General features: G+C 36.5%; 26 protein-coding genes. 13 read left to right on the top strand and 13 right to left on the bottom strand.

Annotated elements, in window-relative coordinates:
- The 3 genes from ACGHIN_RS04950 to ACGHIN_RS04960 all read left to right on the top strand — a co-directional run bounded on the left by ACGHIN_RS04950 (position 1) and on the right by ACGHIN_RS04960 (position 5,350).
- Positions 1-1,494 (top strand): complex I subunit 4 family protein, encoded by a 1,494-nt coding sequence (locus ACGHIN_RS04950; protein WP_390451337.1) that lies wholly within the window; start codon positions 1-3, stop codon positions 1,492-1,494.
- A 100-nt stretch (positions 1,495-1,594) separates the two neighbouring features.
- Positions 1,595-2,974, top strand: a complete 1,380-nt coding sequence (locus tag ACGHIN_RS04955) for an NADH-quinone oxidoreductase subunit N (protein WP_390451340.1) — start codon at positions 1,595-1,597, stop codon at positions 2,972-2,974.
- Positions 2,975-3,049: 75 nt separating this feature from the next.
- A complete protein-coding gene (locus ACGHIN_RS04960; protein WP_390451342.1) occupies positions 3,050-5,350 on the top strand; it encodes a GAF domain-containing protein in 2,301 nt (766 codons plus the stop codon).
- Between the two features lie 213 nt (positions 5,351-5,563).
- On the opposite strand, the gene ACGHIN_RS04965 is transcribed toward ACGHIN_RS04960, so the two are convergent.
- Entirely contained in the window at positions 5,564-6,724 is a 1,161-nt protein-coding gene (locus ACGHIN_RS04965; RefSeq protein ID WP_390451345.1) for a Pycsar system effector family protein, read from the bottom strand.
- Between the two features lie 59 nt (positions 6,725-6,783).
- Here ACGHIN_RS04965 and ACGHIN_RS04970 point away from each other — a divergent pair, with 59 nt between their 5' ends.
- Positions 6,784-10,467: a metallophosphoesterase gene (locus ACGHIN_RS04970; protein ID WP_390451347.1), complete on the top strand. Its 3,684-nt coding sequence runs from the start codon at positions 6,784-6,786 to the stop codon at positions 10,465-10,467.
- Positions 10,468-10,635: 168 nt separating this feature from the next.
- Here the strand turns inward: ACGHIN_RS04970 and ACGHIN_RS04975 are convergent, their stop codons facing one another.
- From ACGHIN_RS04975 to ruvX, 6 genes are all read right to left on the bottom strand, one after another.
- Positions 10,636-11,508, bottom strand: a complete 873-nt coding sequence (locus ACGHIN_RS04975; RefSeq protein WP_390451350.1) for a hypothetical protein — start codon at positions 11,506-11,508, stop codon at positions 10,636-10,638.
- A 2-nt stretch (positions 11,509-11,510) separates the two neighbouring features.
- On the bottom strand, positions 11,511-12,590 hold the full coding sequence (locus ACGHIN_RS04980) for an FUSC family protein (RefSeq protein WP_390451352.1): 1,080 nt from the start codon (positions 12,588-12,590) through the stop codon (positions 11,511-11,513).
- A gap of 3 nt (positions 12,591-12,593) precedes the next feature.
- Entirely contained in the window at positions 12,594-13,361 is a 768-nt protein-coding gene (mazG, locus tag ACGHIN_RS04985) for a nucleoside triphosphate pyrophosphohydrolase (protein WP_390451354.1), read from the bottom strand.
- A gap of 102 nt (positions 13,362-13,463) precedes the next feature.
- The gene (locus tag ACGHIN_RS04990; protein ID WP_123262664.1) at positions 13,464-14,024 is read right to left on the bottom strand and encodes a DUF5606 family protein; all 561 of its coding nucleotides are present in this window, start codon (positions 14,022-14,024) and stop codon (positions 13,464-13,466) included.
- Positions 14,025-14,097: 73 nt separating this feature from the next.
- Entirely contained in the window at positions 14,098-14,670 is a 573-nt protein-coding gene (gene def / locus ACGHIN_RS04995) for a peptide deformylase (protein WP_390451356.1), read from the bottom strand.
- Positions 14,667-15,083 (bottom strand): Holliday junction resolvase RuvX, encoded by a 417-nt coding sequence (gene ruvX / locus ACGHIN_RS05000; RefSeq protein WP_390451357.1) that lies wholly within the window; start codon positions 15,081-15,083, stop codon positions 14,667-14,669. Before ruvX ends, def begins: the two co-directional genes overlap by 4 nt.
- Positions 15,084-15,197: 114 nt before the next feature.
- Between ruvX and ACGHIN_RS05005 the strand changes: the two genes are divergently transcribed.
- The gene (locus tag ACGHIN_RS05005; protein WP_390451359.1) at positions 15,198-15,674 is read left to right on the top strand and encodes a SixA phosphatase family protein; all 477 of its coding nucleotides are present in this window, start codon (positions 15,198-15,200) and stop codon (positions 15,672-15,674) included.
- Positions 15,655-16,533, top strand: coding sequence for a Zn-dependent protease (locus tag ACGHIN_RS05010; protein ID WP_390451361.1), 879 nt, complete (start codon positions 15,655-15,657; stop codon positions 16,531-16,533). The genes ACGHIN_RS05005 and ACGHIN_RS05010 overlap by 20 nt, the downstream gene beginning before the upstream one ends.
- A 38-nt stretch (positions 16,534-16,571) precedes the next feature.
- On the opposite strand, the gene ACGHIN_RS05015 is transcribed toward ACGHIN_RS05010, so the two are convergent.
- Entirely contained in the window at positions 16,572-18,113 is a 1,542-nt protein-coding gene (locus ACGHIN_RS05015) for a serine hydrolase (RefSeq protein ID WP_390451363.1), read from the bottom strand.
- Between the two features lie 75 nt (positions 18,114-18,188).
- On the opposite strand from ACGHIN_RS05015, the gene ACGHIN_RS05020 reads away from it, so the two are divergent.
- The 6 genes from ACGHIN_RS05020 to ACGHIN_RS05045 all read left to right on the top strand — a co-directional run bounded on the left by ACGHIN_RS05020 (position 18,189) and on the right by ACGHIN_RS05045 (position 21,597).
- Positions 18,189-18,710: a HEAT repeat domain-containing protein gene (locus ACGHIN_RS05020; RefSeq protein WP_390451365.1), complete on the top strand. Its 522-nt coding sequence runs from the start codon at positions 18,189-18,191 to the stop codon at positions 18,708-18,710.
- An 18-nt stretch (positions 18,711-18,728) separates the two neighbouring features.
- Positions 18,729-19,175, top strand: coding sequence for a hypothetical protein (locus tag ACGHIN_RS05025; protein WP_390451367.1), 447 nt, complete (start codon positions 18,729-18,731; stop codon positions 19,173-19,175).
- On the top strand, positions 19,175-19,675 hold the full coding sequence (locus ACGHIN_RS05030) for a metallophosphoesterase family protein (protein ID WP_390451369.1): 501 nt from the start codon (positions 19,175-19,177) through the stop codon (positions 19,673-19,675). The genes ACGHIN_RS05025 and ACGHIN_RS05030 overlap by 1 nt, the downstream gene beginning before the upstream one ends.
- A gap of 23 nt (positions 19,676-19,698) precedes the next feature.
- Positions 19,699-20,193: a Smr/MutS family protein gene (locus tag ACGHIN_RS05035; RefSeq protein WP_390451370.1), complete on the top strand. Its 495-nt coding sequence runs from the start codon at positions 19,699-19,701 to the stop codon at positions 20,191-20,193.
- An 18-nt stretch (positions 20,194-20,211) separates the two neighbouring features.
- Positions 20,212-20,928 (top strand): DUF3822 family protein, encoded by a 717-nt coding sequence (locus ACGHIN_RS05040; protein ID WP_390451372.1) that lies wholly within the window; start codon positions 20,212-20,214, stop codon positions 20,926-20,928.
- 78 nt (positions 20,929-21,006) lie between these two features.
- Positions 21,007-21,597: an RsmD family RNA methyltransferase gene (locus ACGHIN_RS05045; RefSeq protein ID WP_390451374.1), complete on the top strand. Its 591-nt coding sequence runs from the start codon at positions 21,007-21,009 to the stop codon at positions 21,595-21,597.
- Here ACGHIN_RS05045 and ACGHIN_RS05050 read toward each other — a convergent pair whose 3' ends face one another.
- Positions 21,598-21,951: a winged helix-turn-helix transcriptional regulator gene (locus tag ACGHIN_RS05050; protein ID WP_390451376.1), complete on the bottom strand. Its 354-nt coding sequence runs from the start codon at positions 21,949-21,951 to the stop codon at positions 21,598-21,600.
- An 86-nt stretch (positions 21,952-22,037) separates the two neighbouring features.
- Here ACGHIN_RS05050 and ACGHIN_RS05055 point away from each other — a divergent pair, with 86 nt between their 5' ends.
- Positions 22,038-22,640, top strand: a complete 603-nt coding sequence (locus tag ACGHIN_RS05055) for a nitroreductase family protein (protein WP_390451379.1) — start codon at positions 22,038-22,040, stop codon at positions 22,638-22,640.
- A 53-nt stretch (positions 22,641-22,693) separates the two neighbouring features.
- Here the strand turns inward: ACGHIN_RS05055 and murI are convergent, their stop codons facing one another.
- From murI to ACGHIN_RS05075, 4 genes are all read right to left on the bottom strand, one after another.
- Positions 22,694-23,524, bottom strand: a complete 831-nt coding sequence (murI, locus tag ACGHIN_RS05060) for a glutamate racemase (protein ID WP_390451381.1) — start codon at positions 23,522-23,524, stop codon at positions 22,694-22,696.
- Between the two features lie 62 nt (positions 23,525-23,586).
- The gene (gene hemW / locus ACGHIN_RS05065; protein ID WP_390451382.1) at positions 23,587-24,711 is read right to left on the bottom strand and encodes a radical SAM family heme chaperone HemW; all 1,125 of its coding nucleotides are present in this window, start codon (positions 24,709-24,711) and stop codon (positions 23,587-23,589) included.
- Between the two features lie 50 nt (positions 24,712-24,761).
- Positions 24,762-25,712, bottom strand: a complete 951-nt coding sequence (locus ACGHIN_RS05070) for a PorP/SprF family type IX secretion system membrane protein (protein ID WP_390451384.1) — start codon at positions 25,710-25,712, stop codon at positions 24,762-24,764.
- Positions 25,713-25,763: 51 nt separating this feature from the next.
- Positions 25,764-26,828, bottom strand: coding sequence for an RluA family pseudouridine synthase (locus tag ACGHIN_RS05075; RefSeq protein ID WP_390451385.1), 1,065 nt, complete (start codon positions 26,826-26,828; stop codon positions 25,764-25,766).
- Positions 26,829-26,882 lie beyond the last annotated feature (54 nt).

The following is a 26,882-nucleotide window of genomic DNA, read 5'->3' on the forward strand; positions in this document are numbered from 1 at the left end:
ATGTCTTATTTACTATTAACATTATTACTTTTACCTCTTGTAGGTTCGGGATTAGTTTTTGCCTGGAATCATAAATCCAGCAAACATTTGGCGCTAGGAATTGCATTGATACAGATGCTTCTTACTTTCTATGCAGTATCGGATTTCAACTTCGGTCCTACAGTAGACAGTGAGCTGCAATATGAGATCACCTATCCTTGGTCACAATTTATTAAAAGTACACTTCATTTCGGAATTGACGGAATGAGTATGCTTCTTTTATTATTGACCAATATCTTAACGCCGATCATTATTTTATCTTCTTTCAATGAAAATGTGAACTACAGAAACTCTTTCTATGGTTTGATTTTGCTAATGCAATTCGGACTGGTAGGAGTTTTCACATCCTTAGACGGGTTATTATTCTACATTTTCTGGGAAGTAACGCTAATTCCGATCTGGTTCATTGCAGGACTTTGGGGTCAGGAAAATAAAAGGTTGGAATTCACTACGAAATTCTTCGTGTATACTTTCGTAGGATCATTATTCATGTTAGCAGGTTTGATCTATGTGTACAATCACTCAGCATCATTCGCTTTGACAGATCTATATAATGCTCAGCTTAACGAAACACAGCAGACCGTGGTATTCTGGTTCATTTTCTTTGCATTTGCAGTGAAATTACCGGTATTCCCTTTCCATACCTGGCAGCCGGATACATATACGTACTCTCCCACTCAGGGATCCATGCTTTTATCAGGGATCATGCTGAAAATGGCAGTGTATGGAGTATTACGTTACTTATTGCCGATCACTCCGATTCCGATTGCCGGAATTTCAGGACAGATCGTGATCATTCTTGCGATTGTAGGAATTGTACACGGGGCTCTCATTGCGATTATCCAGTTTGATATGAAAAGAATCATTGCCTATTCTTCTTTCTCTCACGTTGGATTGATGGTGGCGGGGATTTTCGCTTCAGCGGTAGTTACTTTAAGAGGAACATTCACCATTGAAGGTGCAGAAGGTGCATTAGTACAAACATTTGCTCACGGTATTAATGTAGTAGGTTTATTCTACTGTTGTGATATTTTATACAAAAGATTTAAATCAAGAGACATCAGGCAAATGGGAGGCTTAGCAAAAGTGGCTCCTAAGTTTGCCGTGTTATTCCTGATCATTATATTAGGTTCAATGGGAGTTCCATTGACGAATGGATTTATTGGAGAATTTATCTTATTGAAATCAGTATACAGTTTTAACGGGTTAGCAGCAGTGATTGCAGGTCTTACGGTAATTCTTTGTGCTGTGTATTTATTGAGATTCTACGGAAAAGCAATGTTCGGTGAAGGTGATGAAGCGGTATTAAGCACTGCAAAAGATTTATCCGGAGCAGAATTTTCCGTATTGGCAAGTTTAGCAGTTTTTGTGATCCTTTTGGGTATTTTCCCACAACCGGTGATCGAAATGGTGAGTAGTTCGGTGAAGTTTATCTATGCGTCGATGGCTCATTAAAAAATTAAAAGATTAAAAAATTTAAAAATTAAGAGACTATGAAACCGGGAAATCAGAACTTCTGCCTCCTGTCTCGTATCTCGCATCTCAAATATATATTATGAGTGTTTTAATTATTGTTTTCCTAACGGCGGTTATTGCGTTATTTTCAGGAGTCTTTGAACATGGAAAATTCGCAAGATACATTGGGATTTTGGGATTAATCATCGCCTTATACGTAAGTTTTTTACCGGAATGTTCATTCTTTGAGCAGTACAAAAACATGTATGAATATGGCCAGAATACAGCGCTGTTCACAAAAATATCCATTGTAACTACCCTGTTATTATTCTTTTTGGGCGGGTTTGCATTCAGCAACCACAGAAGTCACCAATCAGAATTATATGCATTGATGCTGTTTGCCCTTTGCGGTGGGATCATCCTTTTCGGTTTCCAGAACCTGGTAACATTGTTCTTAGGAGTTGAAATCCTTTCTATTCCATTGTATGTAATGGCGGGAGCTAACAAAACTGATCTAAGATCCAACGAAGCTTCGATCAAATATTTCTTAATGGGTGCATTCGCCACAGGATTCCTTCTGTTTGGTATTGCATTCGTGTACGGAAGTGTGGGAAGTTTCGATTTATATAAAATCCATGATTTCGGAATGACAAATCCTAAAAACGTTATGCTGATTTTAGGAGTTCTTCTGATGCTTTGTGCATTGGCATTTAAAGTAGCTTTAGCCCCTTTCCATATGTGGAGCCCGGATGTATATTACGGGGCACCATCAATCATTACCGCTTTCATGGCGAGTGTAGTGAAAATCTCTGCTTTCTATGGATTCTTCAGATTAATGACCATTGGATTTACTGGAGTAACCCACGACTGGATTAATGTTCTTGGAGTATTCCTTATCATTACCTTATTCCTAGCTAACGCAATGGGTCTTGCACAGACCAATGCAAAGAGAATGTTGGCGTATTCATCAGTCTCTCATGCAGGATATTTAGGTTTGGTTTTCTTTGGAATGACCAATCTGTCTACTTATAATTTAGCGTTCTACTTATTCGCTTATTCACTGTCTACAGTAGGTGTATTTATGTGCCTGATCTGGGTAGAAAAATTAAAGAGAGAAACTTCTTTCGGAGCTTTCAAAGGATTGGCGAAATCTGAACCTCTTTTAGCTACAGTAGCGGCAATTTCCATGCTTTCTATGGCAGGAGTTCCGTTAACAGCCGGATTTATGGGTAAATTTGCTTTATTTTCCCAGGCAATGAACGGAGCAGCATTCTTAGTGTTGATTGCTGTTTTAGGTTCTGCAATCTCAATTGCTTATTATTTAAGATTGATCATTGCGATGTTCTTCTTCAAAGAAACCACATTCAAAACATCAGAAAAAGTAACCCTTACGTATAATATTGTGGCGATCTTCGTTATTGCTTCCATTATCCTGTTAGGTATTTTTCCAGATTTATTTGCAAAACAATTCGGATTGTAAAAATCTTACTATAAAAAACAAAAAGCACAACTTTAAAGTTGTGCTTTTTTTATAAATTTACTTTAAATTTCAGCTTTGGCCAATCTTTATAAAAAAGACGCTCCATTTCAGGTTTATATTTCATTCAAAAAATATTTGGATGTTCTTGAGCATATCCGTTATAATGACCGTCTTGAATACCGCGTCAACTATGCTGAATCTCTTATTGAGAGTACCAAAAATTTTCAGGAACTCAAAAATGGCTTCCAAGACGTCAGCTTACTGGAAAAGCATGCAGACCTCATCAAGCTTTTATTAGCCGACCTTTTTCCCACCGGATTAACGCTGAATGAAATAAAAGCGGCAAGTATTCCGCTCTCCAATATTACCTTCAATTATACCGAAAGATTTAAAAACATCCTTAAAGATGCCGGAAAGGATTTTGAAATTGAGCTCAGGAATATTGATGATGATGAATTCTATGTATTCTGCTGTTGTCTTATTTTACAGGCGTATTTCAAAAAGGACATCAAATCTTCCCTCCCCTTTTATTATGATATTCCTAATAAACAGGGGATCATGAAGCATTATAAGATCACGGTAAATTCAGATTTCACTGAAATATATCCAACAGAAAAGGCAAAAATACCTTCCGACGAAATTTTAAATATGCTTTTGGAAAACCTGGATGATATTAAACTCTGGAAAAAATATTTCCCTTCCAAAACCTGGGTATTAAGCGGCTTTACCATTATTTCTTTAGTAGATTGTACCTCGGAGGTTGCTTTGTCTGACCTGAAATCGAGCATGATCAAAATTGATCCCGAAAATCTGGTGCCTGATGAAAACCTGAAAGAAATTTTCAAATCCTATTTCGATGTTGCAGAGCTGAATTTCGGATTAATGCTTTTCAACAGTAAAGATAACAAACTGGAAAAGGTACCGATTTATGATAATTTTTTCACCAATCATCTCCTCGATTTCTGGATTAATTCCTTTGATGAGGAAACCCAAAAGGAAGCTTTTAAAAATTTTAATTATAATTCCAAGCCCATCGTTGTTTCCAATGTAGATAATATGGATCAGGACATCAAGGAGCTGGCCTCTTTCAATATTTTACGGCACAATGATATCAAAAGCTTCATGGTAATCCCCATTATGAAGGATAATGAATTATTGGCGGTCATGGAGTTCACCTCTTCTATAGCCAATAGTTTTAATGGCTTAAAGCTGAAAAAGCTGGAATTCTTTACAGATATCGTCATTTTCTCTCTTTCCAGATTTACCTTTGAAAGGAACAGCCAGATCGAAGCGATCATCCAACGTGAATATACTACCATCCACGACAGTGTGGTCTGGAAATTCAGGAATGAGGCCGAGAAATATTTTAACGCTTCCCTGGCTAAAAAGATGTATACTTTAAAGCAGATCTCATTTAAAAACCTTACTCCCCTGTTTGGGTTTTCAGACATCCGTTCCTCTTCGGAAAAGCGTTTCAATCTCATGCTGGAAGATCTTAATCAGCAAATTGACTTTCTTCATGATATTTTTTCTTTGGTCAATTCAGATTCTGAGAAATACCTGTTGGCATTGGATGTTTTTGAAAATGAGCTGAACAATGAAATCAAAGCAGATACGGAACAGCGTTTCCAAAGGTTATTGAGAGAGGAGATTCATCCTTATTTACAAGGGAAATTAGAGATAAAATCATCCAAAGAGGTTAAGGCAAAAATCAAAGAATATTTTTCACGGATCTTTGCTCAAACCGATCTGTTTTACATTCATAGAAAAAGCTTAGACGACTCCATAACACTGGTGAACAGAAAATTGGCAGATATGTTGGATGAAAGCCAGGTTAAAGCTCAGGAGATTTTCCCGCATTATTATGAAAGATTTAAATCTGATGGTGTGGAGCATAATCTGTTCATCGGAAGTAATATTGCCCCGGATCAGCATTATACTTCAAAAGTTGTTCATAAATTAAGATATTGGCAGCTGAAAACCATCTGTACCATGGAACAGGAGTTTCAAAGCTTTAAAAAAGACCTACCGATTCCATTAGATATTGCTTCTTTGATCTTTGTGTATAACGAAAAAGTGGATATCCGTTTCCGGATGGATGAAAAACGTTTTGATGTTGATGGTGCTTACAATTCATATTATGAAATCATCAAAAAAAGATTAGACAAAGCTCATGTAAAAGACTCTTCGGAAAGAATAACCTGTCCGGGAAAAATTACGATTGTCTATTTCGGGATGGAAAATCAGAAAGAATACCTGGAATATATTTCCAAACTTCAGAAAAAAGGAATTCTCCAGTCTGATATTGAATTTTTACGGGTTGAAGACCTTCAGGGAATTACGGGATTATTAGCTTTGAGGGTTTCTTTGATGTAAAAAAGAGCTTGGATACAAATCCCGTCAGTTCGAGTTTTTTTCGAAATGAAATGAAGAAAAGTGTAACGAGAACTTTTGTTTATTTTAGCTTCTCGATACGATTTTTATCAAAATCTACTCGAAGTGACGACATTTTTTCACTTAGAATTTGGTTAAGCAAAAAAACTCACTCATTGGAATGTGTTTATTTAAATTATAGCTTCCAAAATCTATTTATAGCGAAAGAAAAGCATACCCGAAAGACAGTACGGAAATAATGATTCCCGCCATAAAAATTTTATAGGTTAAGGATAAAAGCCTGTATTTCCTGTCCAAAACTTTCCCCAAAAAATATAAATCTTTTACCATGGATTCATAAATATAATCCCGGTCTTTGATCAGATCTTTCATCGCACCGTTATAATCATCAAACAGCATCTGATGAAAATTTCCGAAAAATAATAAGTTTACTTTCCTGTTGGATACATCCTGATTTGTAAATCTCGTTTTGGTCACATTAGGTTTGGTAGATAAGATGGCGAAAATAATCGTCAAAACACTGGATAACAACAAAATGAAGCTTGGAAGAATAAGATGGGCATTTTTCGGGGTATCCAGTTTCGGAACCAGAACAGAAAGGCACACTGAAATGATAATGGCATTAACGGAAAGCAGAATATTGGCTTTGCTATCTGCAATATCACTCAATCTTGTATGATTGTTCAAAGTAACCCTGAACAACGTATCTACACTTCTGTCCGATTTCGGGTCTTTTTTGTTTTCGGAATTGTCTTTCTTCTCTTCTTCTTTCTCCAATTTCTTCTCTATTTTTTTAATGTTTTTCTTTTTTAACGGCTCCCAGTTCTCTTTGGCGTAATCCGTATAATAATGGTGCTTGTTTTTCAGCATCTCCAGATTTCCGGCATTCCATTCATCATTGGAATAGCATTTTACATTGGTAAGTTCCCATTCTTTTCGTAGCGCATCAGAAATATCATTATAATCGTGGCTTGCAAAATGGCTGCAATCCGCATCCTTTACAATTTGTTCCAAAAGATTTCTCGGCTCCCTATCAATCTTAGTGGCTAAAATCAGATTAGAAACATCATTGATATAATTTTCGGGGTAATTTTCATTTTGTAGAAAATTTTTCAAAATCTCAATTCCTTTTTCCTCATGATTCTGGGCACATTCAATATAACCTGTGTCATGAAACCATAAAGCCAGGAGAACCTTCTCCTGGTCTTCTGCCGAAACAGGTGTATTTTTTAAAATTTCCTCCGCCTTATTTACGGTATACGTTGTATGGATAAAATTATGGTAAAAATATACAGAAGATAACTTATCTTTGAATAAGGTTTCAACATAATCTTTAGCTTTGTGTAGAATATCCATTACTGAATTTTTGTTAATGTAAATGTATGAATTTATCCTTTATAACTCATCTAAAAAAGTTGGCTACTCCGTTTAGATTCTTATTGTTACCCGTACTTTTAATTTCCTGTGCTACCTATAACGTAAAAAAGGGTAAAAACTTACAGGAAGTTAAAAATTCTGTGGTACGATCAGAAAATGACTTTAAAATTTTCCTCATCGGTGATGCAGGAAATGCAGATGAAATTCAGGCACAACATACATTGAACTTCCTCAAAAACAAGCTGGATTCTGCAGATAAAAACTCCATGCTAATTTTCTTAGGAGATAATATTTATCCATTAGGAATGCCGAAAGAAACGGATAAGGAATATGTATTGGCCAAAGAAAAAATGGAGACCCAATTGGCCGTTACCAAAAATTTCAAAGGAAAGACATTGGTAATTCCGGGAAATCATGACTGGTACCATGGATTGGATGGATTAAAAGCTCAGGAAGATTTTGTAAAAGCTTATTTAAATGATAAAAAAGCATTCCTTCCCAAAAATTCATGTCCCATTGATGATGTGAGTCTTGCCGATGATATCAAGCTTATCGTTATTGACACGGAATGGGCTCTGATCAATTGGGATCAGTACCCGGGAATTAATAAAAACTGTACCATCAAAACCCGTGAAGATCTTTTTGTTGAATTTAAAGACCTGATCAACAAAAACCAGGATAAAAAAATCATTGTTGCGCTGCATCACCCTGTGATCAGCAGTGGTACTCATGCAGGATATACCTCTGCAAAATCTCACCTTTCTGCTCTTAAAGGTAAAGTTCCCGTGCCTGTGGTAGCGAGTCTGATTAATATCTTCAGAAGTGCTTCCGGAGCAAGCCTTGAAGACATCAACAATCAGCATTATGCAGATCTGGCCAACAGATTAAAGAGTATTGTACAGGATAAGGAAAATGTGATTTTTGTTTCCGGCCATGACCATAATCTACAGTATCATAAACAAAGAAACATCAGACAGATCATTAGCGGAGCCGGTTCCAAAACCGATCCTGCAACCATCGCTGAGAATACCGATTTTTCTTACGGAGGAAGCGGATTTGCCGTTTTGAATCTCAGAAAGGATCAAAGTGCAGATGTAGAATACTTTTCAACGAAGAATAATCAGTTTCAAAAGCTAACGCATATCACGGTGATTGAAAAGCCGAAACCATTCATCAACAATTATCCAAATGCTTTTCCGGCTACGGTTACCTCAACCATTTATCCAAAAAAACTAACGGAAAAAAGCAGATTTTACAGATGGCTGTGGGGAGAACATTACAGGCATTACTATGGTATTCCCATTGAAGCTCCAACAGCCAATATTGCAGAGTTAAATGGAGGGTATACGCCTTTCAGAGAAGGAGGTGGAAATCAATCCAACAGCTTACGATTAATGTCACAGGACGGGCAGGAATTTGTGATGAGAGGAGTGAAAAAAAGTGCAGTCCGCTTCCTGAATAATATGGCTTTCAAAAAAAGCACTTTCGGTAACGAACTGAATAATACGTTCCCGGAAAAATTCTTACTTGATTTTTATACGACCAATCATCCTTTCACTCCGTTTTCTGTAGGAAATATGGCAGATAAAGTTGGAATTTTCCACAGCAATCCCAAATTGTATTATATTCCTAAACAACAGGCTTTAGGAGAATATAACCAGACTTATGGTGATGAGATGTATATGATCGAAGAGCGCTTTTCTTCCGATCCTAAAACATTACAGGCTCTTGATAATGCAAAAGACATTGTCTCTACAGATGATGTTCTGAAAAATTTCACTAAAAACAATAAATATTCCGTAGACAGAGAATCTTACATCAGAGCAAGAGTTTTCGATATGCTGATCGGAGATTGGGACAGGCATTCCGATCAATGGAAATGGGCAGAATATAAAGTGGGCGATAAAGTAATTTATAAGCCTATTCCAAGAGACAGAGATCAGGCGTTCAGTAAATACGACGGAACCGCTTTTAAAGTGATTATGAACATCCCGGCAATCCGTCACATGAAAACCTTTAAAGATGATATTAAAAGCGTAAAATGGATGAATATGGAGCCTTATCCTCTGGATCTTATATTTCTGAAAGGTGCTACTCAGGAAGATTGGATTGCCCAGGCAAAATATATTCAGGAACATTTAACAGACAAAGATATTGATGAGGCTTTTACCAATTTACCAAAAGAAGTTCAGGATGCTACAATCGAGGATATTCAAAGAAAATTAAAAGCAAGGAAGACCAAACTACAGAATTATGCATCCCAATATTATGATGTGCTTCAGGAAAAAGTTCCGTTAGCCGGAACTGTAAATCCGGATAAGTTTGTCATTACCAAAACCGGAAATTCTGTTGAAGTGAAGCAGTATCAATTAGATAAAAACAAAGAAAACCCAGAATTGGTATTTGAAAGAACATATCATGATGATAAAACCAAAGAGCTTTGGATCTATGGATTGGAAGATGATGATATGTATGAAGTTTCCGGCGATGGAAGACCTAAAATGAATATCAGATTAGTGGGAGGGTATAACCACGATGTATATAATGTCACAAAAGGAAGCAAGGTGAAGATTTATGATTTTAAATCTCAGAAAAACACCTATAATACTCACTCTGCAACAAAGCATATTTCTGATGATTATGACATCAACACCTATAATTATAAGCATCCGAAATATAACTTCATCGCAGGTTATCCTAATGCAGATTACAATCCTGATGACGGAGTGATTATCGGTGCATTGGTTAACTATACCGTCAATAATTTCATCCGTGATCCTTACACTCAAAAACACAGCCTGAAAGCGAATTTATATACGGCAACAGGCGGATTTAACCTGGTGTATAAAGGGATTTTCAAAAAAGCCATTTCCGGATGGGATTTCAATCTGGATGCTTCATATTCTACCCCACGTTTTGCCGAGAACTTCTTTGGCTTATCCAATGAAAGCGAGTATGATAAAGAAGAGGTGGACAGAGAATACAACAGAGCCAGAATTTCGAAATTCAATTTTGCTCCTTCTATTTCTAAAAAAAGCTGGCTGAATCTACAGCATCAGTTTCAGCTTACTTTTGAAAACAATAAGGTACAGAGAAAAGGAGATCGCTTTATAGATATTTCGCCTGATGTAAATCCAGAAGTATTCAATGACCAGCAATTTGGTGGGGCCAATTATACGTTCAGCTTTAAAAACCTGGATAATAATGCTTTTCCGACACTGGGAATGGAATTGGTCCTGAATGCAGACTGGAAAACCAATCTTTCTGATTTTGATAACAACTTCGTAACCTTAAACGGTACTTTATCCATTGATCACAGGATTGATAAAAGAGGAAACTTTGTCTTTGCCAACTCAAGTAATGTGATGTGGATCAACAACAATAATTTTGAGTTTTACCAGGCCGCAAGCATTGGCGGAAACAACGGAATGAGAGCTTTTAGAAATGACAGGTTCTCCGGAAGGTCTTATTTTACCAACAATTCTGAGATCCGTTGGGATTTCGGAAGAGTGAGAAATAATATTGTCCCGGTGAATATGGGTATTTTAGTAGGCTATGACATCGGACGGGTATGGAATGATCACGAAGATTCCAAAAAATGGCACCAATCTGTTGGAGGTGGGTTCTGGATGAGCATTGTGGAAATGTTTTCTGCAAGGCTGAATTATTTCCACGGATCAGATGGTGGAAGAATTTCCGGAGGTGTGGGTATGACTTTTTAATTTAAATAAATTCCCACGGCTTTCACAGATTTGCACAGATCTGCACAGATGCTTGCGTCTAAATGTGTAAACAGCCTGCTTGTCATTCTGATGAAACGAAGTGGAATGAAGAATCTCTACCTTATTTTTTTCGAGATTCTTCCTTCGTCAGAATGACAATGCAAATGTTTAGAAAGAAAACTTATATACGTTCCCTCCTGTTTTTTTATCTGCTTCATCAGCAATCAGCAATGTTTTATCATCCAGGAAAACAATGGCTTCTTTCTGAGAATTGTGATTTAGAGATATTTTCTGAATTTTTGCTCCGTTAAAATCATTGGGCGTAAATCCTGAAAGGACATGAATATTTTTATGGGTTAACAATACAATTTTATCTTTTGTGCTGTTGATCGCAGCAGATGTGATGGCTGCATCACTGTATTTCCCATCCAGCTTCAGTTTTCCGATTAATTTTGCTTCAAAATCACCTTCTTTATTAGGAACCTGGAACACAAGGAATGTTCCGTCAAAACCTTTGCTTCTGTTCTTTGTGAAAAGGTAGAAGTTCCCATCCATCTCAACAAAAGCTTCGCAATCGTATAACCAGTTTGATTTTTTTGGTGGAAATTCAGTCTGTCCTTCATAATGGAATTTTGTAGTCTGAAGTGCTTTCGTTGTTTTTTGAGCTGTATCGTTAAGGTCAACCTTTACAATAGCCAGATCCTGTCTGTTATTATCATTATTGCCAAAATCTCCGATATAAATATTTCCCTGCTGATCAGCCGTAATATCTTCCCAGTCTGTATTGTCAGTATCTTCCACTAAAACTTCAGCTATAAGTTCCCCTTTCTGGTTTACCCCATAGATGATGTTTTTATTCCCTTGATCCTCAATCGTCCATGCAGTTTTTTTATCACCGGACAATGTGATCCCCGAAACTTCTTTTAATTTTGAGGGCAATGAAAAATCTACATCCAGTGTTTCCTGTTTAGGCTGTTCGTTCTGAGCTTTCGGATTACAGCTCCATAAAAAGAATATGGGTATGATAAGAATTCTATGCATATCTATTTTTTTAATTTTTTAAACTGAAAATAAGAGTATCTGATATTTTTCTCTAAGTTATTAATTATCTGCTGATGGTGCAGGAAAAATCCGGCAGATAATCCTATTAAACTCCCGATGATGGTATCCAGAAGCCTTGCTTCCATCAATAATTTCACGTCATGATGTATTACATTCCCTGTTTCCACCAAAAGAATCGTTAATGGAGTAATGAAAATCACGGCAAAGCCATAGTTTCTTACTATCAACATTTCAATGATAAATTGAAGTATGGTAATAATCAGGATCATTACAATCTTTTCAGGATTGAATAACAGGATCAGCCAAGTCAGCCCGATTCCAATGAATGTTCCTAAAATTCTGTGCATATTTCGTTGTTTCACATGCTCAAAGCTACGTCCCTGAATGATGGCAACTGCTGCAATGGAAATCCAATATGTATTTTGAAACTGAAGGAAGTGTCCTACCAATAAGGTAAGCATCATGAAAAAGCCAATGATGGCGCTCTCTATAAATTTCGTATATCTTTTCTTTTTAAACTGTCTTCTCGGTATTGTTACAACTACTGTTTTCACTATAAGAACAGAATATAAAAATGCCAGCGAACAGGATAAAACAGCTCCCATCGCCACCAACCCTACCCTTGTAGGAATCATTGCAAGATCAAACTGAAATGTACTTGCCATAGCCGCCACCATAATAAAGAAAAAATTTCCGGGTGGTGGTATTTTAAAATAGGAAGTAATACTGTGGGCTAAAAAAGAAACAATTCCAAATGATAAAGCTGCCAGATAAATATTAAAACTAAAAAACAAACTTATCATAAATGAAAATACAATTCCCAATGCACATACGGCAAGGTGAATCATTCTCTGAGCTATGGGTGCGGACGTAAAATATAAAATCGTTAAAGCTCCTATACTCGAAAGGCTGCCATAATTAGGTTTTCCCAAAAACCATCCGATAAAAAGACAACTTCCTACACACAACGCCGCCAAAAACGGAAAGTGCCATTTCCGTTCTGTTTTCTGAACTTCAATGAGGTATTGAAAACGGTGATGTATAGGATTATGAATCTTCATATACTATCCGAGTAATTTTGCCTTTTCCCAAAGCACATCCATTTCTGCCAAAGACATTTCTGCTAATATCAGATCCTGTTCCTGCGCCAGCTTTTCCATCTTCTGGAATCTTGAAATGAATTTTAAATTGGTTCTTTCCAATGCGGAATCCGGATTAATACCTGAAATTCTTGCATAGTTGATCAGCGAGAAGAAAACATCTCCCAATTCCTGCTCTTTTTTATTAAGATCGGTTTCCGCATGGAATTCCTTGATTTCTTCATTTACTTTTTTCCAGGCATCTTCCGCATCATGAAATTCAAATCCGATCCCTTTTACCTTATCCTGTATTCTATATGCTTTTACAAGGCTCGGAAGACTTTTCGGAACTCCTCCCAAAATCGATTTGTTGCCTTCTTTTAATTTTAATTTCTCCCAATTCTGCTTTACCTCCTCTTCATCTTTTACTTCCGTATCTCCGTAAATATGAGGATGTCTGAAGATCAGCTTCTCATTCAATGAATTAATGACATCGGCAATATCAAAGCTTTCTTTCTCGGAACCTATTTTAGCATAGAAAACCAAATGAAGCAATACATCACCCAATTCCTTTTTGATCTCCTGCAGATCTTCCTGCAAAATCGCATCTGAAAGCTCATACGTTTCTTCAAGGGTTAAATGACGAAGTGATTGTAAGGTCTGTTTCTGATCCCACGGACATTTTTCACGCAGGTCATCCATTATATCCAGTAATCTTCCGAAAGCTTCTAGTTTTTCCTGTTTGGTATTCATAGGTAATGGGGAATTCAAAGTCAGACAAATTTACGGGTAAAAAATGAAAAACCTTGTCAAGAAAACTCTCAACAAGGCTTTATTTTTAATTCAGGTAATTGATTATCCCTGTTTTCTGTGTGTACTTTTCGGAGCTGATTTTGCAGCAGAAGTCGCTTTTACTTTTGGTGCAGCGGGCTTTTCTGCTTTCGGAGCTGCTTTTTTAGGAGCTGCTTTTTCTGTTACCTCAGCTTCTTCCTGAGCCGGATCTAATGTTTCAGGCTCTGCCTTTACAAAGCTTTCAGGAGTAATGTACCCTGCTTTTTGAAGGATATTGTACCATTGAGCCAATTTCTTGATATCTGATGCATATACTCTTTCCGTATCATAGTTAGGAAGAGAAGCCGTCATGAACTCTTTTAACTCCGCATCAGCAGATTTGTGAGAAATCGTTTCTTTGTAATCGTGGTTTTTAGCAATATTTTCAAAAACTTCAAACAAAGGAACTTCTTTATCAAAGGTAAACATCGCAATATTGTCAAGCAAACTCACCTGACTGGAGTTTCCGATACTCACTTTTTTCTTTGTGGTAACATCTTCAATAATAAATCCGTTTCTTAATTGAGAAACTAATTTGTAAAGTCCTGGTTTTCCAGAGATTGAAATTATTTTTTCTAACAGCATAATTTTATTTTTTAATTTCAGCAATCAGCTAAGCGGTTGCTTTTATTATTATTTTTTCTTCTTAATTGTTTAATTACTTTGGAAATCTCATTTTGTAATTGATGCTTACATCACCTTGTGAGATTTTGCTCAGTTTACCCTTCACCAGCTTCTTTTTCAAAGCACTTAAATGATCGGTAAACAAGATGCCTTCAATATGATCATATTCATGTTGAATTACGCGGGCTCTAATATCGGAAAAAGTTTCTGTATGCTTCACAAAATTTTCGTCATAATATTCTATCACAATCGTACTTTTTCTTTTCACATCTTCTCTTACATCAGGAATAGAAAGGCATCCTTCATTGAATTTCCACTCTTCCCCGGATTCTTCAAGAATTTGAGCGTTGATAAACACTTTTTTGAATTCCGCTAATTCATCCTTGATGTCCTCATAATCTTCATCTTCCGCCAAAGGAGATACATCTACCACAAACAGTCGAATATCCAGTCCGATCTGAGGAGCAGCCAAACCTATGCCATTAGCACTATACATCGTATCGAACATATTATCGATAAGTTCCTGCAGTTCGGGATAATCTTTGTCTATATCCTTCGCTACTTTTCTCAAAACAGGGTCTCCAAAGGCTCTTATTGGTAAAATCATTTTGTTCTTTGTTCTAAAAAATTCTGCAATATAATCGTTGCACTTACTTTATCTATTAATCCTTTTTCCTGTCTCTGTTTTTTATTTTTCCCGCTTTGGGAGATAAAAAACGAAGCCATTTTGGATGTAAATCTTTCATCAAAGCGGTGAACGGGAATACCTGGAAATTCTTTTTCGAACTGTTCGATGAATTTCAGGATATCGGTCTCCACTTCGGAAATATTTCCTTTTAAATCTGTGGGAAGTCCCACCACTATTGCTTCCACTTTGTTTATACTGAAATACTGTTTCAAAAATTCCAATATAAGTTTTGTATCCACTGTGTCCAAAGCACTTGCAATAATCTGCATATCATCTGTTGCAGCGATGCCACAACGTGCCTTTCCATAGTCTATTGCGAGGATTTGTCCCATAGGTTTGCAAATTTAATAAATTTTAATGATTTTATTCATAACGTAGTTTTTTTTATAAATCATGTTTTATTCCATTATTTTTTTTATAATTTTAATCTTCCAAAAAACGAAAATATGAAGAAACTCATCCTTGTAAGGCATGCAAAGAGCGACTGGCCGGAAGAGACTGATGACTTCGACAGACCTTTGGCAGACAAAGGGTTGGAGGAAGCTATGAATATGTCCAGATTTATGAAAAACAACAATATTTCTATAGATTACCTGGTCTCCAGTCCTGCTGTGCGTGCGCTGAATACATGTAAAATTTTCAATCAGGCTTACCAGCTGAATATTGGAACGGATGAGAAACTTTACAACCCGTCAGAAAACAATTTTCATTCCGTAATTTATGATCTGGATGACACGCATGATTCGGTGGCTTTCTTTTCGCATAACAATGGAATTTCCAATTTTGCCAATTCTATTTCCAATGATATTTTCCACTTTCCCACTTGTGGGGTGGCCGGATTTGAAATAGAGTGTAATTCATGGTCTGAATTTGACGGTGCGAAAAAGAAACTTCTATTCTTTTATGAACCGGGTAAAATTTAGTTTAGTTTCCGTATTTTTTATTCTTTTATTTCTTTTTGCGTGTAAGAAAAGAGATTTAAATTATTTTGAAACCATCCGTTTCAATGATGTACAACTGGGAAGGGCCCAGACGGGAGAATGGAGATATTCCCATAAAGAGAAATTTCAGGCTTTTGAAGATTTTCAGAGACTAAAAAAAATAAAGCCTCAAGCTGATAAAAAGACAATTTATCTTCAGCCTATAGGTAACTTTAATGATTTACAAAAAAGACAGATTGGCCTCACCCGTGACTATCTAAACGCATATTTTCAACTGGAAACTAAAGTTCTTCCTGCCTTATCCAACAGTATTTTTCCGAAATCTGTAAGACGGAATTATAAAGGAACAGAACAAATATTAGCAGGATATGTCCTGGACAGTGTTTTAATACAACGAAAACCTAAAGATGCGGTTGTATTCATGGGAATTACTGAAAAAGACCTTTTTCCAAGACCTGAATGGAATTATGTCTTTGGGCTTGCATCTTATCAGCAAGGTGTAGGAGTAACCTCCATGTACAGATTCTCTGATGGTCATTTAACTGAATCTAACTTTAATAAAAGCCTGGAAAGACTCATTAAGATTAGCTCTCATGAAATCGGGCACATGTTCGGAATCAGCCATTGCCTGAATGCCAATTGTGTGATGAACGGGACCAATTCTCTTTCTGAAACGGACTGCCATTTTGCAAGAGCCTGTTCTCTTTGTCAGCAAAAGTTAAATTCGAGTATTCAATACAATAATCAAAAACGTATGACCGCATTAGCAAAATTCTTTGAAAAGCAACATTTGAATGTAGAGCTTGCGTATATAGAAAAGGATATGAAATTATTGAAATAAAAAAGCTCCAATCTATTGAAGCTTTTTTATGTTGGATATTATTTTCTTTTCAGATCCAGATCCTCAAAATCAAAGCTGAAATCCGTAATATCTGAAATCGGTTTCATTTTTACCGATTGCGCTTTTCCGTTCTCATCATAACTGAAAATAATGTAAGCATCCGCATCATAGCTTCTGTCATCCCATTTCACGATAAAACTATTATTAGAGAAAGGCAGCAACTCTCCTTTCAGTCTTGGTGAATTTTTGCAAGCAATCCTGTAAGCATTTCCCTGTTGTGAAACTTCCACATCTCCAAACCAGGCATCATTGTATTTTCCTACAAACTGTTCAGCTTTCGGATGTAAATTCTTTTCTTTCTTAAAAGCATCAGATTTGGCAAAAGCATCTTTCTTTTGCTTTTCAAAATCCGCATTCATCTTAGACATTCTATCACTATATGTTTTCAGCCAATTTCTATCTGCCACTCCTAAATAAGAATCTTTCACCGTATTGGTAATAGTATTGAATGCAGCTCCCGACTGTTGATTCGTTAATACGACAATCCCTAATTTCAAGTCCGGGATCAACGTAAACTGGGTGACAGTTCCGATTAATCCTCCGGTATGCTGAATTTGTTTATGCCCTTTCACATCACTTAGAAACCATCCTAAACCATAACCGTAGAAACTCGTATCATAAGGATTTTTTGGAGCAACGCCGCTTGGGATCTGTAGACTCCAAAGCTGTTGAATCTGTTTATCTGAAACTAATTTCTTCCCGTCTTTTGTAGTAAAATTATTCAACAGGCAGTCTGCCCAGATTGTCATATCCTTGATGTTACTCATAATTCCACCTGCAGCATTCCCTGTTTCATTCCAATCGTGAGGAACTGCTATTGCTTTTCCGTCAACAGGAGCATGTGCATCAATTTTGTTGGTGACCGCTTTTGCTCTGTTATAACTTCCGAAACTTGAAGTCATCCCTACTGGCTTCATAATTTTCTGCTCAATAAATTCCGCCCAGCTTAATCCGGAAATTCTATGAATCACCTCTCCTGCTACAATGAACATGATGTTATTATAATCCAGTGTTGTTCTGAAAGAATTCTCAGGCTTCAGATATCTTACATTATGTACAATATCATTGACCGTTAAGCTTCCTCCTTCCGGAAAGAACATTAAGTCTCCCTGTCCAAGACCTAATCCTGCTCTATGGGTTACTAAATCTTTAATCGTTACATTTTGAGACACATAAGGGTCATACATTTGGAATTCAGGAATATATTTGGACACTTTATCGTCCCAGTTCAATTTCCCTTCGTCTGCTAAAATCGCCAGCGCTGTACAGGTAAATCCTTTTGAATTGGATGCGATTCCTACCAGTGTCATATCATCCATCGGTTGTTTTGAAGTCAAAGAACGTACTCCAAAACCTTTTGAATAGATTAGTTTTCCGTCTTTAACGATTCCAACGGACATTCCGGGGACATCAAAGGTTTTTAAAGTGTTTTGGATCAATTCGTCCAGTTTTTTTTCTTCAACCTGTGCAAAAGTGATTAGAGAGAATAGAAGAAAGAACAAAGACAGCTTATATTTCATTGTTGTAAGGTTTTTGCGAAGATAAGAAATTGTTAAAACTATTATTTCAGTATATTTGGATCAATTTCAAATCTCATGGATCTTAAAGCATTATTTACAGACAAATCAACGAAGAATAAAGAAAAAATTGAAATTCTGTTTCCAGCTATTTTAAATGGCGAAATTTTCGCTAATGACCTTCTGAAATTTGCCTCCACGGCAAAAGATCCTGTGAAAGCAAGCTGTATTGAAGCGCTGGAGTTTGCCACAAAAACCAATCCGGCACTGTTGGATAAAGATCTGTTTAACTTTGTTGTAGACAGTCTTTCCGAAAAAGCACCGAGAATAAAGTGGGAAAGCGCAAAAGTAATAGGAAACACGGCAAAACATTTTGCAGACCACCTGGATAATGCTATTACAAAACTCATTGAAAACACCAGCCATGAAGGCACTGTTGTTCGCTGGAGTGCGGCTTTTGCTTTGAGTGAAATACTCAATATCAATGAGGATTTAACAACTAAATTGCTTGATCCTTTAAAGGGTATTTCCGAAAAGGAAGAAAAAAACAGTATTAAAAAAATCTACCAAAAGGCGATAAAGATTGCTGAAAAGAAATAAAATCAATTCAAATAAAAAATGACAAAGAAAATATTTTCTCTATTTGTGCTTACATTTGGCCTTCATTTCTGTTTTTCTCAGGAAGTAGTCATTAAAGACGACAAGGTTTTGCTAGACGGAAAACAGATTCTAAAGGCAGAAAAAATTACTGTCGCACAATATTCATTCTTCAGTATGGCTGATGATGAAGAGGTTCTTCTTTACAGGTATATGGACAATGAAACGCCCAAATATACCAATGATGATTATTATGTGCTGAATTTCCTGACTGAAAAAGTAAAAGTAGAATCAACCGATTTTACGAAAATCCTAAACTTTATGAATTCCAGAAAGGGAATGGAAAAGCTTATAAAATGGCTTCTTAAGGAAAGAGTAATCAACCAGTCCGGAGAGCTTAACCCTGATCGCTTAGCTATTTTCAAAGAAAAATATGATGAAAACATCACCGAAAGAACATTAAGATAATGATCAAAGTTCTTCTGCTTTCCGACTCTCATTCCTATATTGATGACAGAATTTTAGCATACGCCCAACAGGCAGATGAAATCTGGCATTGTGGAGACTTCGGAAGTATGGATGTGATTGAACAGCTCGAAAAAATCAAACCTTTAAAAGGTGTCTACGGTAACATTGACAACTCGAAGATCCGTTCCGAATTCCCTGAAGTCAACAGGTTTTTTTGTGAAAATCTGGAAGTTCTCATGATTCATATCGGAGGCTACCCGGGAAAATATACACCTTTAGCAAAGAAAGAAATTACTGAAAAAGCACCTAAATTATTTATTTCAGGGCATTCACACATTCTGAAAGCAATGTATGATGACAAAAACAAACTTCTGCATTTAAATCCCGGAGCTTGCGGAAAACAGGGATGGCATAAGATGAGGACCATGATGCGGTTTGTGATTGACGATACGGAAATAAAGGATTTAGAAATTATTGAACTGGGTCCGAAAATAGAGTAAATTTGTTTTTTGAACTGAAAATTATGAAGATTGGCGACAAAGTTTCTGTAGTGGATGAAGATTTGGGCGGAGTAGTTACTTCCGTTAAAGAGAATATTGTTGTCTTTAAGGATGAATTCGGATTTACTTATCAATATCCCAAAGAGAAACTTGTCCCGAAAAATGCTGATCTTTATGACAACATCAGAGTGGAAAAGAAACCGGAGCCTAAGAAAATGATTTCTAAGAAGCATCAGAAAAACCATTTGGTTGTAGACCTGCACTTTCATCATCTGGTCAAAAATCCCAATGATTATGACAGTTTTGAAAGGCTTTTCATACAGAAAGAGAAATTACTGGAAGTATTGGAATTTTGCAGAAAAAATCATCTGAAAAGACTGGAAATCGTTCACGGAATCGGTGACGGCACTCTTCAAAAACTGGTATGGGACACGCTGCAAAGCCAGACCAGTATCGATTTCTACAATAAGGAAATACTTCATCATCAATCGGGTGCAGTAATGGTAGATTTTCACTAAATTTGCACCAATTGAAATATGAACGTACTTAATTTACTTTTTACCAAAGACGGATTAATTTACCAGATCGCTAAAAACAAAAGCATTCTGGAAGAAAAGTCTTATTTCGTTACAGAAGAAACTCCGGAAAATTTTATTTCGGAAGTACTGGATGAAGTTTTAATCAAACAGAGGTTTGATGAAGTTTCTGTGGTTTCAGCATTCAATCATTTTACATTGATGCCGGAAGGTTTTTCTGAACATGAAAGCGGATATGACCTGATTGCCTTCAATGCGCCTGTTGACAAAGAGACAGAAGAACTGATGCTTTCTGTCAACAAGAAATTCAAGGTTCAGTTTTATTATACTTTTCCTAAACATTTCTACAAGAAAATAAAAGAGCTGGCCATTCCCGTAAGATTCAATTTTTCAGGAGAAAAGTTTTTAAATACAGTTCACAATAAAAACGGTAAAGAAATTCATATCAACCTGTATCACAATCAATGCGAGTTCTTTGCGATCGATCAGAAAAAAGTAATTTTATACAATAATCTGGATGTGAATTCAGAAGTGGATTTTCTTTATTTTGTAATGTTTACCTTAAGTAAAATCGGTTTCGGAATCAATGAAACTCATTTTTACGCCTATGGGGAAACTACAGAGAATGAAACTTTCATCTCCGAATTGCAGAAATTCGTAAAGAATTTGAAAATTGTATTTGATAACGTTCCGAAAAAGAATTTCATATTAAATTAGGTTGCTGGTCGCAGATCATAGGACTTCGTCTTCTAATAAACCTGCTACCATTACCTATCATCTAATACCTAATAAAACATGTACAGAATAATCTCAGGCAAATGGAAAGCCAAAAAAATAGCGGCTCCGAAGAATTTTGATGTAAGACCTACAACGGATTTTGCAAAAGAGGCTTTGTTCAGTATTCTGGAAAACACTTACGATATGCAGTCTATTTCCGTACTGGATTTGTTTGCAGGAATCGGTTCCATTTCACTGGAATTTGCTTCAAGAGGATGCCAGGATATCACTTCTGTTGAATTGAACCCCAAGCATACTGCTTTTATTAATTCTACGGCGTCTGATCTGGATATGGCTTTACAGATCAACGTTCAGAGAGGTGATGTTTTTGACTGGCTGAAAAAGTTCAGGAACAAAAAATCCTTTGAAATTATTTTTGCAGACGCCCCTTTTGAAACGGAAGAAAAAAAATACTATGAAATGATCTCTCTGGTTTTGAATAATAAATATCTGAAGGAAAACGGGGTTTTTATCCTGGAACATCAAAGCAGGTTAAAACTGGAGCATCCTAATCTTACCGATACCAGAAAGTATGGAAACGTAAGTTTCAGCTTTTTTGAACCGAATAAAGATGAAGAAGATACAACAGCTATAGAAACAGAAAAATAATCAGGAAGTTTTCCTGATTATTTTTTTTGAGGTCTGCGCTGCTTCAATGCCCCATTTGGTAATCTCCCGAATCACAGGAAGCAGGGTTTTCCCAAAATCCGTAAGTGTATATTCTACCATCAATGGCGGTTTCTCCGTATATACTTTCCGGTTGATCACATGGTCCTCTTCCAGCTGTTTCAGTTGCAGACTGAGGGTGCGTTCAGTAATGGTGGGAATCAGCTTTCTAAGTTCGTTGTATCGTTTAGGCCCGTCCATAAGATGGACAAGAATAACCGCTTTCCATTTTCCTCCGATGAACTTCATGGTCACACTGGTACAGCAGGGATATATTTTGTCGTCTATCGTATACATTTTTATACTATCATTTTTTACCGTTATTGCAAATGTATAAAACTTACAATAGTTTTGCAACTATAAAAAATATAGTTTAAAAAATTATGAACTTTTTAGAAAAAATGAAATCGAGATATACTGTTAAAAAGTATAATCCGAATGGAGCCATCAGTAATGAAACAGTGCAACAGCTGAAAGATATTTTACAGCTGAGCCCGTCTTCCATCAACAGTCAGCCATGGAATTTTGTTTTTGTGAATGAGTCTTTAGAAATTAAGGATAAACTTGCCGATGCTTCCTACTGGAACCGGGATAAAGTAGTTAATAGCCAACTACTGATCGTATTTCAGGTGCTGAAAAATCCGGAAGACTTCGAAAAGCAAATTGAGGGTCACTTGCCGGAAGGTTCCATTAATTATTATAAAAACTTTGTCAAATCCAAAGGGGAAGCGTTTATAAAATCCTGGATGGCCCATCAGGTTTACCTGTCACTGGGTATATTGCTTTCCGCCTGCGCCGAAATGGGATTGGATTCGACACCGATGGAAGGTATTGAAAATGATCAGTACGATGCAGTAATTAACAATGAAAAATACGAAACCTTATTTGCCGTAACCATCGGAACAAGATCAGAAGAAGATACCAACCAGCCGGTTCATACACCGAAAAAAAGGTTGGACAGCACAAGGATCATTGTGGAGATGTAACCTGATTTCAAAATAAAAATAAAAGCTGTCTCATTATTGGGACAGCTTTGTTTTTATAATACTTTCAGTTCAAGATCAATGGTTTTCCCGAAAAATTTCTTGGAGATTTTCTCAAAGTTTTTGGTAAGATCCGAAAGATAAAAATGATAGTTCGGTTTTGGATTGTTATCATTCAAAAGGTTATACTTATCTAAAATAATCTTTAAATGATTGGCAACAATATTCGGTGAATCTATAACACGGACACGGTTTCCGTAATATTGCTTGATTTCATCGATCAATAAAGGGTAATGGGTACACCCCAGAATCAATGTCTCAATATTTTTCAGTTTACTGTTGCTCAGATAATTGTAGATGATCGCGTGCGTAATCGGGTGGTTTTTGAATCCTTCTTCAATTGCAGGAACCAATAATGGCGTCGCCAGTTCATCCACTTTGATAAACTTATTATGCTTCCTGATACTTTTTTTATACAACCCTGAATTCACAGTCGCTTTCGTGGCAATTACCCCAACATTATTATGAATTTCGTAAGCTACTTTTTCAGCAACGGGATTAATTACATCAATAACAGGAACTCTGCACGATACAGATTCCAATACTTCATTTAAAGCATTTGCAGTTGCCGTATTACAAGCAATCACAATGGCTTTACAGTTCTGCTCCAATAAAAAATTGGTGATCTTGGTAGAATATTCAATAATGGCTTCTCTTGATTTTTCACCATAAGGAAGATGTTTTGTATCACCGAAATAAATAAGGTCTTCATTCGGAAGAAGTCTTTTTATTTCTTTGGCTACCGTTAAACCTCCAACCCCACTGTCAAAAATCCCGATGGGCTGTTTAGGTGAGAGATGCGAATAATCTTGTTTCTTAGTTTTCAAATGAACTGAAATTTTATACAAAAATAAGAAATTTTGTAGCAATACTTGCAAATATGCAAGCACTACACAATGAATAAATCCGAAGCAATTCCATCCGCCATAAACCAATGCTTCTCGGGAATTTTCAGGTGATTACTGTCCACAATCAGAATTCCTTCATTTATTTTAGACTGGGTCTCTTTTTGGAAATGTTCAAGTATTTTATCGGAAAATTTGTTTTTCAGATTATTCAGATCCACTCCACATATTGTTCTCAGCCCGATCATCATCATTTCATTGAACTGATCTTCTTCTGAAAGGATTTCTGTTTCTTTAGCTAAAAGGTTGGAGTTTAATTTTTTAATATACTGCTGATTATTGGCCATATTCCAGCTTCTGGCTTCATGCCCGTTATAAGAATGTGCGGAAGGTCCGATCCCCAGATATTCCTTATACTTCCAATACGCAGAATTGTGTTTTGAATAAAAATCCGGTTTGGCAAAATTGGAAATTTCATAATGCTCAAAACCGTTATCTTTTAAGAAATCTGACAAATAATAAAATTCTTTATTCTGTTCTTCTTCTCTTGGATTGGAAACTTTACCTTTCAATATCCAATCGTTTAAAGCCGTTTTGGGTTCTACCGTTAAAGCATAAGAGGAAACATGAGGAACTTGCAGGGCAATTGTTTTATTCAGATTTTCTTTCCAGATTTCAAAATCTGAAGTTGGTGAACCATAAATCAGGTCAATACTCAGATTCTCAAACCCAAAATCCTGCGCTCTTTTAATAGATCCTTCGGCTTCCGAAGCATTGTGTGCACGATTCATCAGCTTTAGATCCTCATCAAAAAAACTCTGCGTTCCGATGGATAAGCGATTGACCGGTGAGTTTGACAGAGCTTTCAGGAAACTGTTATTTAAATCATCCGGATTAGCTTCCAGGGTAATTTCTATATCTTTAGCAAAACTGAAATGTTTTAAGACCTCATCAATTAGTGCGTTGATCTCATCGCCGGAAAGTATGGAAGGAGTTCCGCCTCCAAAATACAGGGATTGCAAAGTCTTATTCTGCAATTCATTTTTTCGTAGGGAAATCTCTTTCTTAATGGCACCCAACATTTCATCTTTAAATTGTAAAGATGTTGAAAAGTGAAAGTTACAGTAGCTGCATTTCTGCTTACAGAATGGGATGTGAATATAAATCATAAAAAAGCTCTGAAAAAATTCAGAGCTCAAATTTATTTAAATTAAATGGATTAATATCTAAATCCTCTGTGGTTAATGAAGTTATCAAACTCATAACCTAGTCCGATCATGAAGCTGTCTCCTCCATATTGCTGAATATCAGAAAGTCCGATATTATAAGTAGCACCAATCATGAATTTGTTGAATTTCACTTTTACGATTGGAGCAATCTGAAGCTGCTGGTTATCAAATCTGTTCTGAACAGATCTGTAGCTTAATCCTGCAGAGAATGAATTGATCTCATTAGAGAAGGTAGCCATCAGGTTGTAATCTACCATTCTGGTTGAGTTCGTATTTAAGTTGATTAATAATGACGGTGTTAAAGCGATATTATCAGCCAGATTCCAGTTGTATCCTAAGTTTAAGAAAAATTTGATTGGAGATGGCTCATAGTTATTAACAATAGACTCATCGTTACTTAAAGCAATATCATTAACAGACACACCTCCGAAAATATTTCTATACGTAGCCGCTAAACCGAAGTTGGCATATACCATAAAAATATTACTTTCATTTCCTTGTAATAAAGGATCGTATCCGTCTTCAGTATTAATTTTCGAATAATCAAAATTCATATTGTAAAAATTAACACTTGTACCGAAAGAGAACTGATCTTTTCTGTCTCCTTCGCTACTTAGAGGAATGAAATAAGAAGCACCAGCTGTAATCCCTCCTGCAGAAATAGGTCCGTTACTGTCTCTGAATACAGAAATACCAGCACCTACTCTATCGAAAATGTTCGCATTGATTCCTATGGACTGAACATTCGGAGATTCACTGAACTTTGAAAATTGTTGTTGATAGTTGGCGTTGAGCTGTACGTAATCTGTTTTTCCGTATTGAGCTGGGTTGAACAGGAACTCACCATCCAAAAGATATTGCTGATAGTATGGTAGTGATTCTTGTGCTTTGTATGCATTCGACAAAAGAGCTAAACATACGATAGCATATAGTTTTCTCATAACAAATCTTGATTTCAATTCAACAAATATAAAAAAATTCTCAATATATTTTTAGTTTTCTAAATATTTTCTCCATTTTTTTACGGCTTCCTCCATATCTTGTGGCATTGGGCTCTCAAAATATAATTCCTTCTTTGTAGTCGGATGCACAAATCCTAAAGTATGGGCGTGAAGCGCGTGTCTTGGCAGAATGTCAAAAACATTCTTTATGAATTGCTTGTATTTTGGCAGGTTCACTCCTCTTAAAGGGGTATGTCCTTCATATCTTTCATCATTGAACAAAGTATGTCCTATATGTTTAAAATGTGCCCTGATCTGATGGGTTCTACCTGTTTCCAATTTACATTCTACCCAAGTCATGTATTTAAACCTTTCTAACACCTTATAATGCGTAACGGCGTGCTTCCCCTGACTTCCGTCTTCGTATACAGACATCTGCATCCTGTTTTTAGGATGCCTTCCGATATGCCCTCTGATTGTGCCTTCATCTTCCTGCATATTTCCCCATACAAAAGCCCAGTATAATCTTTTGGTCGTTCTTTCAAAAAACTGTTTCGCAAGGAAACTCAGTGCATATTCGTTTTTGGCAATTACCAGAAGCCCTGAAGTATCTTTATCTATTCTGTGAACAAGCCCCACCCTGTCCAGATCGGATTTCTCTCCGTTCTGCTCAAAATGATACGCTAATGCATTCACCAAAGTACCATCCCAGTTCCCGAATCCCGGATGCACCACCATTCCCGCTTCCTTATCTATAACGACAAGATCATCATCTTCGTATATGATATTCACAGGGATATCCTGAGGTATAATAACATTTTCCCTTGGAGGATGAGCGAGCAGAACAGAAATCTGATCTCCCGGTTTTACCCGATAGTTTTGTTTTACGGGAACACCATTTACTACTACATTTCCGGCTCTGCAGGTCTGTGAAATTTTATTTCTGGAGGAATTCTGGCGGTATATCAATAAGAACTTATCAATTCTTAATGGTTCTTGTTTGCTGTCTACAGTAATATTAAGATGTTCATACAGCCCCTTATTTTCCTCATCAATATCTAAATTGTTGGGGTCTAATAATCCATCCTCTAAAAAATCTTCATGATCTTCTGTCATTACACTTACTTTTTATACAAAAGGCTCCAACATGGTAAAGTTGAAGCCTGTAAT

Origin of the sequence: Chryseobacterium barbadense (assembly GCF_042849955.1) — a bacterium.
Classification (GTDB): Bacteria; Bacteroidota; Bacteroidia; order Flavobacteriales; family Weeksellaceae; genus Chryseobacterium.